This window comes from Adhaeribacter radiodurans (assembly GCF_014075995.1).
GTDB lineage: Bacteria > Bacteroidota > Bacteroidia > Cytophagales > Hymenobacteraceae > Adhaeribacter > Adhaeribacter radiodurans.
The window spans coordinates 5,568,756-5,584,652 of sequence record NZ_CP055153.1; the positions used below are offsets into that span (position 1 = coordinate 5,568,756).

At 42.2% G+C, this 15,897-nt stretch carries 7 protein-coding genes; all 7 read left to right on the plus strand.

Annotated features, from left to right (window positions below):
- Positions 1 to 70: 70 nt before the first annotated feature.
- Positions 71 to 4,453, plus strand: coding sequence for a translocation/assembly module TamB domain-containing protein (locus HUW48_RS27375; RefSeq protein ID WP_182413010.1), 4,383 nt, complete (start codon positions 71 to 73; stop codon positions 4,451 to 4,453).
- A complete protein-coding gene (locus tag HUW48_RS27380; protein WP_182413011.1) occupies positions 4,444 to 5,403 on the plus strand; it encodes a translocation/assembly module TamB domain-containing protein in 960 nt (319 codons plus the stop codon). The genes HUW48_RS27375 and HUW48_RS27380 overlap by 10 nt, the downstream gene beginning before the upstream one ends.
- A 72-nt stretch (positions 5,404 to 5,475) precedes the next feature.
- Positions 5,476 to 7,809, plus strand: a complete 2,334-nt coding sequence (gene tamL / locus HUW48_RS22190) for a translocation and assembly module lipoprotein TamL (protein WP_182413012.1) — start codon at positions 5,476 to 5,478, stop codon at positions 7,807 to 7,809.
- Between the two features lie 434 nt (positions 7,810 to 8,243).
- Positions 8,244 to 10,097: an apiosidase-like domain-containing protein gene (locus HUW48_RS22195; protein WP_182413013.1), complete on the plus strand. Its 1,854-nt coding sequence runs from the start codon at positions 8,244 to 8,246 to the stop codon at positions 10,095 to 10,097.
- Between the two features lie 500 nt (positions 10,098 to 10,597).
- Positions 10,598 to 12,394: a LamG-like jellyroll fold domain-containing protein gene (locus HUW48_RS22200; RefSeq protein WP_182413014.1), complete on the plus strand. Its 1,797-nt coding sequence runs from the start codon at positions 10,598 to 10,600 to the stop codon at positions 12,392 to 12,394.
- A 64-nt stretch (positions 12,395 to 12,458) separates the two neighbouring features.
- On the plus strand, positions 12,459 to 14,141 hold the full coding sequence (locus tag HUW48_RS22205; RefSeq protein ID WP_182413015.1) for a lectin-like domain-containing protein: 1,683 nt from the start codon (positions 12,459 to 12,461) through the stop codon (positions 14,139 to 14,141).
- A 193-nt stretch (positions 14,142 to 14,334) separates the two neighbouring features.
- Entirely contained in the window at positions 14,335 to 15,819 is a 1,485-nt protein-coding gene (locus HUW48_RS22210; RefSeq protein ID WP_182413016.1) for an alpha/beta fold hydrolase, read from the plus strand.
- Positions 15,820 to 15,897: the final 78 nt, after the last annotated feature.

The window sequence follows — 15,897 nt, forward strand, 5'->3', positions numbered from 1 at the left end:
TTTTCTATATTCAATCAAATACAGCTTCTTTTAAGTCGGATTTAACTAAATAGCACCTTTCTTCAAAAAATTGCGTAGAAAGCTTGATTTCGTCCTGTTAAATTTAATTTTTAAACATATTTCACCTTTAAGCAAAACTCCCCGTCGGCTTTTAAAAGCCTTACTATGGATTATCGGTGTGCCGCTGGCCCTGGTTCTCCTGCTCGTTATTGCTCTCCAGATTCCGGGTGTGCAGCGTTTCGCCGCCCAAAAAGGGGCTAGCTACCTGGCTAAAACCTTAAATACCAAAGTTACCATTGGCGGCTTTACCACCGATTGGCGCAATAGCCTGGTTTTGAAAGGATTTTACCTCGAAGACCAAAAACGCGATACCCTGGTATATGCCGGCCGGTTAGGGGTAGACATTAATATTTTCGGGCTGCTTAAAAATCAAATCAACGTTAGTTCAGTCAAGCTCGACGATGCCACCGTGCATATTAGTTCTACCATGCCGGATAGCGCGACTAACTACGACTTTATTATAGCTGCTTTTGCCGGCGACACTACAGCTGCGCCTGTAGATACCACTACCGGTACGCCTTGGGATTATAAAGTAGGTACCCTGCAGTTTAACAATATTTTCTTTACCATGGCCGACCAAGTTGGTGGTAACGATATTCGCACCCGGATAGGTTTTGCCTCGGCTAACATGGACGAATTTAATCCCGAAAAATCGCTGTACCATATTGGCGAAGTAACGCTGCGAAATAGCTACGCCAACATTACTCAAAGCAAGGTAGTACCCGATACCACTACCACCGATTCTACTACCCTGGATATTGGTCTGCGAAAAGTAAATCTCGAAAACATTAAATTTAATTTTAATAATAAAGTTGCAGCCCAGCGCATTATCCTGGATGTAAAAAAATCGGAACTGGCCGCCGATAAAATAGACTTGAAAAACGCACGGATTGATTTAAAACGATTCGATCTGAACAATGCTTATTTTGCTTACTTCCAGGACAAAAATACTTCCCCAGACTCCCTGGCCGTTAACCCAGCCGAAACAGCCGCCAAAATAGACAGTGCCGCCGAAGCTGAAGCCGGCGAACCAGTAAATTGGGTAGTAACGCTCGGTGATTTAAACGTTGGAAATTTAAACGTTGACTTTGGTAACTATAACACGCCCGAGCAAAAAACCGGGATGGATTTTAACCACCTGGCGTTTAAAAACATTAACCTCGATCTAAACGATTTATATTACAGCACTAATCGTATTACCGCCGATTTAAACCAGCTAACCTTACAGGAAAAAAGCGGGTTCCGGTTAAATAATTTCGCCGCTAATATTAACGTAGATTCTACCCGTGCTGCTTTAACCAACCTGGATTTACAAACCGCCGAAAGCCATTTACGCCCAAGCTTTGCCTTAGGCTATCCTTCTTTAGAAACCATTGGCGAAGACATTAACCAACTGCGCATCGACGCCGACCTGGAAAACTCTACTATTGGTTTGCAGGATATTCTTTACTTCGTTCCAACTTTAGCGGAAAATCCATCTTTCCGGAAAATTACGAATCGTTCTATTACGCTCGACGGCCGCTTGTTTGGCCGCCTGGATAATTTAAATGCTAACAGTTTCCGGTTGCGCGGCTTAGCGGGCACTTCTATTAACCTGACTGGTAATTTAAAGCAAATGTTGGATTTCGTGAACAAGGGCGCTCTGGATTTACGCATAAACGAGTTTACTACTACCCGTACCGATATTCTGGCGCTGGTTCCGGCGGGTACTATTCCAAATACTATTTCGTTACCAACCCGTATTTCTTTGGCCGGCGGAGTGCGAGGTACTATGAAAGATTTAAATCTTAATAACTTTCGGGCTAATGCCGCCGGCGGTACATCTTTAGCACTGAGTGGCTCCATCCATAATGCCACCGACCCGGACCGGCTACGAATGAATTTGCAGATTGCTAATTTTGCTACTTCCCGCAGTGCTTTAGTAAATTTACTGCCTAAAGGTACGCTCCCTACTGCTATCCGCATCCCGGAAAATTTACGCTTATCCGGTAGCTTTAACGGTTCGCTGGAAAACTTTATTACGAATGCTGATATTGTTACCTCCTTTGGTAATGGCCGCGTAGAAGCTCAGTTACAACCCGGCGAACGCTTTAATGCTACCGCCCGTCTGGTCCGTTTTAATGTAGGCAGATTATTGAAACAGGAACCTACTTTAGGAACTGTAACGGCTTCGGCTACCGCCACGGGTAGTGGCTTTAGCCCGGAAAAAATGCAGGCCGATTTTACAGCTACCGTGCAGGAAGTTTTCTACAATAAATATCAATACAAAGATGTAAACTTAAAAGGTAACATCGACCGCAATGTATATGCGGTAACCGGTAACATGAAAGATACCAACCTGGCCTTTAACCTGGATGGTAACTTTAACTTACGCAATGAGAAAGTACCGGTTTACCGGGCTAACTTAAATATTGAAAATGCTAATTTAAAAGCACTGCATTTCTACGCCACCGATTTTCAATTAAGAGGGTTAATAAGCGCTGATTTAAGCGGCGCCTCGCCGGATGAAATGAAAGGTACGCTGGGCATTGGAAATTTACTAATGCGGCAAAACAAGCGCAACTACCCGATTGACACCCTACAAATGCAGTTGAATAATGCCATTGGCCGCACCGATATCCGGTTGCAGTCGAGTATTCTTTCGGGCTTTTTCCGGGGCAACAACAGCTTATCTGATTTGCCGGTAGCGCTCCAAAAATTCATCGATGGTTATTTCGACATTCAGGAAGCGCCTTTTACCTCACCGGTAAACTTACAGGATTTTGAATTTAACTTTAAACTGCGCCGTTCGCGGGTAATCCGGGCGTTTGTACCGGATTTAAAACGCCTTCGTCCCAGCACTTTTGCCGGCTCTTACACCAGTGCCAACCAAAACCTGCGGGTAAATGCCAATGTTCCCGGCATGAAGTACATGAGCTATAACATTGATACCGCCCGGATAAACGTTAACAGCGACCGGGACAAAATAGCCTTTGCCATGCACGTAATGGAATTGGCCGATTCTTCGATGCAAGTGCGGAACATTGCCTTAAATACCGATTTACAGAATAATACGCTGCGCACTCACGCCCAGATTTCGAATAATAATGGCCAGGCCCGCTTTGCCATAGGAGGTTTGCTTTCCACCATTGCCAAAGGCTACCGCTTTAGTTTTGCACCCGACGATTTAATAATTAACGGCGATAAATGGACGGTTACCCCCGATAACTATATTCAGTACCAAGACAATAATGTTTTTGCCCGTAATGTTCGGTTAGCCTATGATAACAGCTCGCTGGCCATTAATAGCCAGGGCACCAGTACGGTAAATGCGCCTTTGGAAGTAAACTTCAGCAATTTTGATTTAGGTTATATTTCGCGCTCTATTCAGCAAAACCCCGATACGTTAATGATAGCCGGCGTGCTGAACGGCAACGTGGTATTACGGGATATTACGAAGGCCTTACGCTTTACTTCTGATGTTTCAGTGGCCAATTTAGCTTATACAGGTATTCCAATTGGTAATATTGCGGTACAGGCCAGCAACCCGGAAACTACCCGCTATAACGTAAATGCCAGCCTGAGTGGCAACGGCAACAACGCCAACGTTACCGGTTATTATTTAGCGCAGGATACCACTAATGCCTTAAACTTAACGGCTACCATCGGCAGCATTAACATGGCCATGGTCGAAGGATTCAGCGCCGGTATGCTCAAACGGGTATCGGGCAATGTGGGCGGTAATTTTACTATTACAGGTAGTACCAGTAAGCCCGTCATCCGGGGAGCCGCAACGTTTAGCAACACGGCGTTTACAGTAGCCATGTACAACTCTACTTACCGGTTAGTAAACGAAACTATTTCGCTCAACGAAGAAGGTATCCGGTTTAACAACTTTACAATTCTCGACTCACTAAACAACAAAGCCGTTATTACCGGTGCCGTATATACTCCGGATTACGCGTATTACCGTTTCGACCTGACCGCTACTACCGACGATTTTCTGGCAATTAACTCCACTGAGAAAAACTACCAGTTGTACTACGGTAAACTTATTCTGGATAGCCGCACCCGGATTCAGGGCGATATCACTACTCCTATTATAAATTCTGATGTAACTGTAGTAAAAGGTTCCCGCTTAACCATGGTGTTACCTAACGAAGCTACGGAGCAGTCGCAGGAAGGAATTGTGCAGTTTGTAAATATGCGCCGACGAGGCGCCCAGTTAGTCGAAACCGAAGAAGATACTATTCAGGATGTAGCCATGAGCGGCTTTGAACTAACCGCAACCATTAATTTAACCGATGAAACTTTATTTACGGTAATCGTGGACCCTATTACCGGCGACTTCCTGGATGTGCGCGGTAATACCAAACTCAACTTTGGCATAGATCCGGGGGCAGCATGGATTTAACGGGTACCTATACCATAAAAGAAGGTAAATACCGTTTGAGTTTCTTAAACGTAAAACGGGAGCTGGAATTTGCCGAAGGCGGTACTATTACCTGGCTAGGCGACCCATTAGAAGCTACCGCCGATATTAGGGCAGTGTACAAGGTAGAAACAGCACCTAGAGAATTATTAGCCAGTCAGACTCCAGGTAGCCAAACAGATGAAAGATTCAAGCAAAAGGTACCATTCCTGGTGTACGTAAACGTTAAAAATGATTTACTAAAACCAGATATTACGTTTGATATTGATATTCCGGAAGAAGAACGCGCCTCGTCGCCGGCAGCTACCGCTGCTTACCCCGCTATCCAGCAATTACGCAGCGAACCATCCGAAATGAACAAACAGGTATTTGCCTTGTTGGTGCTCAACCGGTTCCTGGCGCCCGATCCGTTGCAATCATCTGGTGGCGGTGGTTTAGAAGGTACTATCCGTAACAGTTTAAGCGATGTATTGAATGATCAGTTAGATAATTTAACTAACCGGTATGCGGGTGGTTTAGGCTTGGAATTAGGCTTAAATACTTACGAGGACTACAGTACCGGCTCCTCCCAGAACCGGACTGATTTAAACGTAGCCGTTCGCCGGCAGTTCTTTAACGATCGCCTGCAGTTTAGAGTAGGTACCAACGTTGGTCTGGAAGGCCGCAGTCAAAGCAGTGAACAAAATGGCGGCAGCGGTTTTGCCGGTAACTTCTCGGTAGAATACTTGGTATTACCCGATGGTCGTTTGCGGGTACGGGGCTTTAAACAAGATGCTTACGAAACCTTAACCGAAGCCCAGGTGCAGGAAACGGGCGCTGCCGTAGTTTACCAACGCGATTACAACAGTTTCGCGGAACTTTTCCGGCGCATATCCAAGGCACAACGCAAGGCTAAACAGCAGGACCCAAATAACGTAAGTGCCCAGAATTAACAAAAGAAACAAACCCGGTAGCTTTTAAAACCTACCGGGTTTAACCATGATAAAAAACTTTTTACAGCGTTAATGATACGATTTTATATTTTGCGTCTATTCTCTCTTCGGCAGATGCTGGTTCTGGCGGTTGGCTGTTTGTTGTTGGCTTTGAGCAGTTGCAGCAGCACCAAAACCTTGCCGCCCGGCCGGAAATTATACATTGGCCACAAGCTGGTACTACAATCCGATACCATTATTCCGACTAAAAAAACCCTGGAGCCAGAGTTAGAAAGTGTTATTACCCCTAAACCAAACACTTCTTTCCTGGGTATTCGTCCGGGCTTATGGATCAACAATATTGGTAACCAAAATAAAAAGAAAGGACTAGCCGCCTGGATCAGAAGAAAATTTGGCCAGGAACCGGTACTACTCGATTCGGTAAAAGTAAAAAATGTAGTGAGTTTGTTGCATAACCGTTTAAACAACAATGGCTATTTTGGTTCGCGGGTTACTTACCGCGTAGAAGAAAAAAAAGAACGCATGGCCCAAGTGGTTTATAATGCGCAGGTTAACGCTCCTTACCGCATTAAAGCCATTCATTTTCCTACCGGCGACTCTATTAGTGAAGCTTCTAAAGCCATGGCGGGTACGCAAAAAACGTCTCTGTTAAAAGTAGGGGAGGTGTATAATTTAAATACGCTGATCGCCGAACGTACCCGCATCGATGGTGAATTAAAAAATCAGGGTTTTTTCTTCTTTGGTCCGGACGTTATTATTTTTAAAGCCGATAGCACCCGCCACGACCGTACCATTGATTTGTACGTGCAATTAAAGCCCGAAACCCCGGCGCGATCCAAACGATCCTATCGCCTGAATGAAATTTCTATTTTTACTGATTATAGAATAGGCTACGAAAACCCGCCTAAAACCCAACCGGTAATGATACAAGGGTATAAATACTACCCGAACGAATTAACTTTAAAGGCGAAACGCTTGCTTCCTTCGGTATTTTTAATGCCTGATTCGCTTTATACCCGTCGCGACCATGCGCTTACCCTGAGCCGTTTAATGGGTTTGGGAACGTTTCAGTTTGTAGATTTAAAGTTTTTTGAGGTAGATGCCGAACCCAACCTTTTAAATGCTGAAATGCGACTAACGCCGGTAGTGAACCAATCGATGCGCGCGGAGGCCGAATACGTAAGTAAGAGTAACAACTTTACCGGACCAGGTATTAATTTGAATTATCGGCATCGCAACTTAATGCGGGGCGCTGAATTATTTGTACTGAGCTTAAATGCCAACCAGGAAACCCAAGTAGGCGGCAATAAAAAAGACGAACAAAAAACCGGCAGCGACAACAATACGGCTAATGCCTCGCTTAACTCGTTTTCTTTTGGGGTTACCGCCGACTTATACGTTCCCCGGATTATTAGCCCTATTGCAGGTTTGCGTAATGTACGGAGCGAGTTTGTACCTAAAACCCGGTTCCGCCTGGGAGCTAATTACATGAACCGGGTAGGCTTCTTCCAAATGACCGGCTACAATGCCAGTTACTCCTACATCTGGAAACCCAAAGCTACCATTACCCACGAATTTACGCCTATTAACCTCCAATACGTAAACTTGGCGAAAGTATCGCCGGAATTTCAGGCCCGTTTAGATACCAGTGCTTATTTAAGGCAGAGTTTTCAGAACCAGTTTATTTTAGGCGGTATTTATAATTTTAATTACAACGATCAGGCACGCTCTGATTTACGCAATCACTTTTACTTTAACGCTAACCTGGATGCTTCCGGAAATTTATTCAGTTTAGTAAATAACAGCGGCACTATATTTAAACAAGCTTATTCGCAGTATACCCGTCTGGATCTGGATACGCGTTACTATTTGAAATTAACCAAGGGCAGCATGTTAGCTACACGCTTGCTTACAGGAATTGGCTTTTCTTACGGTAATTCGCGGGCACTGCCCTACGTAAAGCAATTTTTTATTGGCGGGCCTAACAGCTTACGGGCTTTTCGTTCGCGCGCCGTAGGTCCTGGTACTTTCCGCGATCCATCGAGTAGCAGTTATTTCGATCAAACCGGCGATATCCGCTTTGAAGCGAACATGGAATACCGGGTAGATTTATTCCCGTACGTAAAAGGCGCTTTGTTTGTAGATGCCGGTAATATTTGGTTATCTCGGGAAACAGCCGAAAAGCCGGGCGCTAAATTTCAAGCCAGCAAGTTTTTTGAACAGTTAGCCGTAGGAGCAGGCCCCGGCATCCGAATTGATGCTCAGGTAATTGTACTTCGGTTTGATGTAGGCTTCCCGTTGCGCATCCCCCAACGCCAACCCGAAGATTTATTACCGGGTGAGGTGCTTCCATCTTCACCAAACAGAAAACCAATTTTAAATATTGCGATAGGCTATCCGTTCTAATTCAATTTTCGGAAATTCAATCACTTAGCATAAAGGGCAGAACACTATTGTTCTGCCCTTTTCTTTTTACTACTAGCCAAAAGTGTCCTGTAAGCCCATACTATTTTCTTCGTCTAATAGTGGTTGTGGGTTCGTATGTTGCCAGAGCAAAACCTTACTGTAAAGCGTATTTTCGACCTCTGAAAAAAGCATCTTTTAACTATTAAATAGTAGCGAGATAAGATATATTTAGCTTTGTTTTAGTAAATATTAAATTGAAAACATGTATAAAGAGCAGCCTTCCTATGTAGTATAAATAAAGTAGCTGCATTAAACTAACTGTTAGTCTAAGAAGAATAATTTACTAAATAAATACTCTTATCAGATAAAAACAGAAGTTCTAAATTTCTCAATCAACAGCACATAATAGAAGGACCATATCTATCTAAATCAAAATGAAATTTCTAAAATACTTGTTATTTGCTTTAATCTTTACTGTGTTTCAGGCGGGGGCAGTTGCACCGGCTGTACATGTTTGGGAAATGCAGGAGCTTACTTTTACGGCTAAAAATTCTTACAAAAACGCTTATACCGATGTTACGGTTTGGGTAGATGTAACTGGCCCGGATTTTCAAAAACGGGTCTACGGATTTTGGGATGGCGGTAATACTTTTCATTTACGGTTGGTAGCTACTAAACCCGGAACGTGGCGTTGGAAAAGCGGTTCGAACCAAAAAGACGCTGGGTTGATCGGTAAAACGGGCTCTTTTACAGCCATTAATTGGAGCGAAAAAGAAAAAAATGAGAATCCTTTACGACGCGGCTTTCTTCGGCCATCTGCTAATCAGCACGCCTTAAACCATGCCGATGGCACCCCCTATTTTGCTATTGGCGATACCTGGTATCCGTTGGGAGCCAATCGGTTTAAATGGTACGACGATGATAAAGAACGCCCCATTGGTCCGGAAGCTGGCTTTAAAGATTACGTCCGTTTGCGTAAAGCGCAAGGTTATAATTGGGTAAATGTGATTGCCGCTTTTCCAAACTGGAAAACAGATGATAAATCGTGGCATATTATCATGAACGATTCCGCCAAGACAACGGTACGCTCTGCCTGGCTGGAGTTTGGTACGGGCAGCGCCAAAAACATGGACAATGAAGGCGGACGGCCTTTTTTCTTTCCGGGCAAAGTACCGGGTTACGAAAATTATTTTCCGGATATGGACCGCATTAATCCGGAATATTTTAAATACCTGGACCGGAAGATTGCTTACCTCAATGCCAACGGGTTTGTGCCTTTTATTGAAGTTTCCAGACGGGATGCTGGTTTGCTCTGGTATAAATACTATGGTTGGCCCGATTCGTATTCGCGGTTTATTCAGTATATATTCTCCCGCTACCAGGCGTATAATACCGTTCTGAGTCCGATTCACCTGGATATTATTGACGAAACCGTTAGCCCGGATGATTATGTAGCCGCTATTCAGGCAATGGAGAAAAAATACGGTCCGCCACCTTTTGGCAATTTACTTTCGGCCAATGCCAACCCTTCTACTCTGGAAAACTGGGGCGAAGACTCCTGGGTTACGCTGCATCAGATTGGAAATATGCGGGAACATAATAATTACTGGTACCTCACCGAAATTTTCAATTTAAAAAATCCCCGACCTGCCTTAAACGGCGAGCCATATTACTCGGGCTATAAAGATAACCGCGGGCCGGGATCGGCTAATTATACTCGAGGTGCCGATGGCGGCACCGAGCGGGACAATGCTTTTGTTCGTTCGGGTATGTACGGCAGCTTTTTATCGGGTGGTTTAGCCGGTCACGTATACGGTGCCGAAGGAATTTGGGGTGGAGATATTGAACCAGCAGCTCCTATTCACATGTGGGATGCTTTTCAATGGCGATCCGGTGCCGAGATGCAGTATTTAAAAACTTTTGCTTTCTCTATCGGCAAGCGTTACCAAGACCTGGTACCCTTAGCTGACCTGGTATCACCAAACAAAAACCACGATATTCTGAGTTACGAAGGTTGGGCTTATTGTGCCCGTACTCCCGACAAAAACCTATTTCTGGCCTATTTTGAAAAAGGTTGCCCGCAAGCAGAAATACGGGGAGCCCGCCTGAACAGTATTTACCGGGCACAATGGTTTAATCCTCGTAACGGCACCTGGCAAGATGTAGGCAATGGAAAATTAGCAGCCAGCAAAATTGGAATAATTAAATTACCAAAATTACCCGAAGATGTAGATTGGGGCTTGAAATTAGTGTACGAAGGACCGCAAGCGAAAAAAGCTTTTAAATAAGATATTAAAGATTGTAAGGCTTAGGAAGGGATATCTCAATAATCTCAGGACGGTATGATAAAAGCGTATCCTGAAGAATCTATTTATATCATGTATGTATAATATATAAGCCTTCATTGTTTTAGTTATTTGATTATTACTAATTTTTAATTTGAAAGTTAGCTTTAAAGCATGCATATATCTTTCTATGTTATTCTATTATTTAGTGGCACATACAAGGCTCTACCATTTATAAACTTATCTATTTACCATTATCACCTTTTTAAACTTTAACAAAAATTAAATTCATATACAGTTAAGTCTTATAAATATTTTTTAACTATTTTGTAATTCCACTACTAGTTATACTTACCTTCTAGCTACTGCTGTTATTAATTTGGCAGTCATTAAAACTCCTAATAATTTATAAATCTTTAAGAAGACTAGTACATGAACAGCATCAACTTTTAAAATTCGCATTCCATCATTGTAGGTCTAATGCCATTTCATAGAATGTAAATATGAAAAAGTACAGTTTATTAATTGTTACTATAGTTTTTTTGCTTTCCGGAAATAAAAACTATAGTTACCGCCCTTTACTACCAGAATGTGTAGGGAGCTCATTAGAGTTTGATGGAGTAAATGATTATGTTCGGATTGAACATCCCTTCTATAACTTTTCGAATGAAATAACCGTGGAGTGGTGGGCCAACTATGATGTTGTTAATAGTGGCGGGGGATCTGGTATAGGACAAGCTAATGCAGATCAAGACGATGGAAGTAGTAATGTATGGTTAATGCACTCCTGGTCCGAACGCTTAGACTTTTATGTAAATGATAATGGTACTTCTTCTATTGCTACAGCTCCTCTGAAACCTGGTTGGCATCACTGGGCTGGCGTGGCAAACGGAAATTCCGTCCAATTATATATGGATGGGAAAAAAGTAGGTATAACAGGTAAAGGAGTTACAAAAATCATAAATGTGCCCACCTCTGTAATTGACTTTGGAAAAGACGTTCGATTTTCTGAGGGCAGATGGATGAAAGGTAAAATTGACGAAGTAAGAGTATGGAATTCGGCTTTATCGCAAGTTACCATTCAGAACTGGATGAATATTCCTGTGAATAGCTTGCATTCTAATTATGAGAATTTAAAAGGTTATTGGAAGTTAGACGAAGGAAATGGCAACTTGGTAAAGGATAGTTCGCCACTAAAACGAGATGGGAGAGTTTTTAACGGCTCCTCTTGGCTACCAGAAACCAAGACTTGCAAAAAACCGCCCGAGATATCGACCTTTACTTTAATCGATGCAGAGTCAAATAAAGACCTTAGTAGGCTTAAAAATAATGACACTCTAAACTTAGCAGCCTTGCCGACCACTCAGTTAAATATCAGGGCCAACACTAAACCTAATTCTTATTCTATTGGTAGTGTAGTTTTTACTCTAAATGGCACCCTTTACCATAAACAAATAGAAAATATTACGCCATATGCGTTGTTAGGCAATAAAAACAATGATTATCTTGGCTCTTTAGTAGTAAAACCAGGGAATTATACCTTAACCGCTACTCCTTATTTAGGAGCAAACGGGACTGGAGAGAAAGGCACTCCATTAACAGTTAAGTTTCATGTCATCTATCAGGTTGTCAATAGTATTACCCTCATAAATGCCGCTACCGATCAGGATATTAGGACAATCCAGAATGGAGATGTAATTGATATTTCTACCTTATCTACAAGTAAGCTAAACATTCGTGCGAACACTTCACCGTATAGTGTGGGTAGCGTGGTATTTAATCTCAATAATTGGTCAACGGTACAGGAAAACGATGCGCCTTATGCTATTGGGGGTAACATAAAAAACAACTATCGAGATTGGATTTTACCCATCGGTAAACATACTCTAACAGCTACTCCTTATGCATTAAAAAATGCGACCGGTCAGAAAGGAAAGGCACACACAGTAACCTTTACTGTGGTGAATTCTTTAGACCAAGCCAGACGCTTTTCTGTCACACAGCTACGCAAGCGAACAGATGCTGCTTCCGTAAAAGAGATGACAAATATTAGTGCTGCACCTAATCCTTTTTTAGCTCAAACTACTATCAGCTTTTCAGTACCTGAATCATGCTATACTACTTTAGACGTGTATAATCTGAAAGGAATATTAGTCGAACGCTTGTATGAGGCACAAGCAGAAGGTCAAAAAACTTACCAAGTATCTTTTAAAAGTAAATATATAACGAGTGGGATTTATATAGTAAGATTAACAAACGAAAAGGAAGTGAAGTCTTACAAGCTAGTATTATTGAAGTAAGAGAAGCGTGAATGGGCAAGCAGAAGTTAAAACCACCTGTAGTTAAACTTTATAATTAAGTTTTATGAAAATAATTTTCGCTTTTCTGGTATTCTTTTGTATTTCTATTAGCACAATTGCCCAAAATTTCAGAACAAATGGAAGTGCCACAAAAGTAAGCGATAATGAGTTTCAATTAACTTCAGGAAAAACAGTTACGTCAGGTTCTGTTTGGTCTCGCACAAAAATAGATCTCCAAAATGATTTTATTATTAAAGCTCAAGTCTTTTTAGGAGATAATGAATTTGGAGCGGATGGGATTACCTTTGCCTTGCAGCCTTTAAGTAACACTGCTTTAGGTTATGTTGGTCACTTTTTGGGATATACCAGCATTACACCTTCAATAGCAGTAGAATTTGACACGTGGCCAAATTTTGAAATTAATGATCCGGCAGAAGACCATATCGCCTTTTTGAAAAACGGGGATACAGGTCATAATACAGAGAACAATCCTAATGATGCTTATTCGTTAGATATTAACATTGAGGACGGGGCATGGCATGATGTTACTTTTTCCTGGAATGCTTCTTCTCATACTTTAACGGTAAACTTCTTATCCCAAGAGTTTACCCATACCGAAGATATAGTTAACTCACTTTTTAAAGCTTCGGCTTACGTATACTGGGGGTTCACAGGTGCAACTGGTTCAAGCGATCAAAGAGTAAGAATTGTTAATACTTACTTTGCTAAAAAAACTACCATGACTCTCATCAACGCAGATACAGATAAAGATATTAAAGTGTTAAAAGATGGAGACACACTTAACCTTGCTTCACTGCCTGCTCTCAATTTAAATATTAGAGCGAATACCTCTTCTACTTCCGGGAGTGTAATTTTTCAATTAACCGGAAAACAAACTCATATACAAACAGAAAATAGTACTCCGTTTGCTTTGTACGGTAATAATAAAAATGATTATTCTGGCTGGACTCCCGCAAACGGCGATTATACTTTAACTGCTACCCCCTATGAACTTAAAAACGGTAAAGGAAATAAAGGCAGTCCCTTAACCATCCACTTTCATGTTATCTATCAAATAGTAAATAATCTTGTACTAGTTAACGCAGAAACCGATCAGGATATTAAAACCTTAGAGAATGGCGAGGTAATTGACCTGGCTACTTTGCCCACCCGAAATGTAAATATTAGGGCCATAACTTACCCCGAAAAAGTTGGCAGTGTTTTGTTTAACCTCAACAACTGGTTAATGGTTAAAGAAAATTTTGCTCCTTACGCTATTGGCGGCAACAAACTAGAGAATTACAGACCTTGGGCGCTTCCTACGGGTAAGCATACCTTAACCGTTTCCCCTTACGAATTAAAAAACGCCACCGGGCATAAAGGCCAATCTTACACCGTAAAATTTACCGTGGTAGATCCTTTAGCTACCACCAGAATTTCATCTGCTGATAAGCCACAAAATGCTATTATTGTTACCGAAGCCGAAAAAATTCACCTTAACGCTCAGCCTAATCCATTTACCAGCAGTACAACTATCCACTTCTCTGTGCCTAAAACCGGTTATACTACCCTGCAATTGTATAACAGTACAGGAGCTCATCTGGGGCATCTATTCGGGGCAGTTACTCAGGCCGGAATATTAAATAGTTTACAAATTCAAAGTAAAGAATTACCCAATGGTATATACATGCTTCGGCTTACCTCTGGCAACCAGGTGCACTCTTTTAAACTGCTGTTAGCACGATAAAGCATTATAGAATGCTGTATGATGCAGGTAAAAAGTAAAATCAGTCAAGCATATTTCCAGCTGGGCACTGCTTTCTATTTCTATAAATAAATAATAAATTAGTTTTCGCTAGCCGTTTTTACAATTCATAATAGCGGAATAAACCCTGGCTGAAGTTTAGCTCCACTTTAATCCTAATTCTTTGGATGGCCAAATGAAAAAAGTATTCATTTTTTCCGCCTTTCTTTTGTCCTTGTTTGGTCAGGCGCAAACCCCTCTTCAGCCGCTTGCAGCCACTAAGCAGCAACCAACTATTTCGTTCCAGAAGGTAAAGTTTAAGAATTATGCCGGAGATAGCATCCTGTATGAATTAGCCAGTATAAAAGTACCAGAAAATCGTTTGGCACTTCCTACCGATACCATTCAAATAAAGATATTGCGGTTGAAAGCAAAATCACCTACCCCGCTTACACCCATTATCTTTCTGGCCGGTGGTCCGGGACAGTCCGGCATAAATTATATCAAAGAAGACTATTTTCAGAAGTTAATTTTTCCCTTACAGCAACAGCACGATATTATTCTCCTGGATCAACGGGGTTCCGGAAGTTCTCGCCCTTCCTTACTTTACAAAACGCCGATCATTGACAGCAAAGACATCTTTGTATCTCCCCAGCGAATGATAGAATTTGCCGACAGAATAGCTCAGGTTGGCGCAGATACGCTAAAAAGAAGGTCCATTGATATCAGAGGCTATACTACCCTACAGAACGCCGACGATATTAATGATCTAAGTAAGGCTTTAGGTTACTCCAAAATTAATCTTTTGGCAATTAGCTATGGTACGCACCTGGCTTTAACCGTTGCCAAAAAATACCCCAATATTCTGGATAAGATGGTGTTAATTGGCACTTCGGGTTTCAATCACATGCATCATTTACCCTCCACTTATGATAAGCAATTGCAGCAGATTGCTGCTTTAGCCGCTCAGGACCCCGCCGTTAAAAACGAAGTTCCCGATATGATTGCATTTCTAAAAAGAGTGTTAACTAAACTGGAAAAAGATCCTGTCCGGCTGCAAATAAAAGAAGCAAAAACCAATCAACTCTGGGAAGTACGGGTAGGAAAATTTGGACTGCAAATGATCCTTCGCCTGGACGCGGGTGACTCCTACGGCTTTATTTATTTTCCGGCCCTGCTCTATGGCATTGAAAAAGGAGATTATGAGCAATTGCAAGAATATATTCAGAAGAGATTTAATCAGTTTACGAGTGGGTACGGTTCCGGTATTGGCGTGATGCGTTTAGCCTCCGGAGCAACGAAAGCGCGCTATAACCAAATTATCCAGGAAGGAAAAACGGCTTTGCTAGGCAATGCCATGAATACCCCGGATCTCTTCGGCCAGAACTTTTGGGGCAAGATTGACTTGGGAGATGATTTCAGGGCGCCTTTTACCAGTAATACCCGAACTTTATTCGTGAGTGGCACTATGGATAGTAATTCCCCGGCCGCAAATGTGGAAGAAATAAAAAAAGGCTTTACTCAGGCCACCCATGTGCTGGTGGAATATGCAGGGCACGAAGATATGTTGCCGAATGAAAACGTGCAGCAAGTAATTAAATCGTTTTATCAAGGCGCAAGTATAACCCGCACTTTTATTCCCGCACCAAAGCCCGAGTTTGAGCCGGTTACAAAAAGATAAAAAACGTGAGTTCGAGCTAAGGAGGAACAAAAAACAAGGCTTTGGGAGTAAGAGCAGGTGGAAGCCAACCTAAACCAA

What these genes read in the sequence shown, in the direction of transcription:
- HUW48_RS22195 (WP_182413013.1), top strand. Translation starts at nt 8,244, where the DNA reads ATGAAATTTCTAAAATACTTGTTATTTGCTTTAATCTTTACTGTGTTT.
- HUW48_RS22200 (WP_182413014.1), top strand. Translation starts at nt 10,598, where the DNA reads ATGAAAAAGTACAGTTTATTAATTGTTACTATAGTTTTTTTGCTTTCC.
- HUW48_RS22210 (WP_182413016.1), top strand. Translation starts at nt 14,335, where the DNA reads ATGAAAAAAGTATTCATTTTTTCCGCCTTTCTTTTGTCCTTGTTTGGT.
- HUW48_RS27380 (WP_182413011.1), top strand. Translation starts at nt 4,444, where the DNA reads ATGGATTTAACGGGTACCTATACCATAAAAGAAGGTAAATACCGTTTG.
- tamL (WP_182413012.1), top strand. Translation starts at nt 5,476, where the DNA reads ATGATACGATTTTATATTTTGCGTCTATTCTCTCTTCGGCAGATGCTG.
- HUW48_RS22205 (WP_182413015.1), top strand. Translation starts at nt 12,459, where the DNA reads ATGAAAATAATTTTCGCTTTTCTGGTATTCTTTTGTATTTCTATTAGC.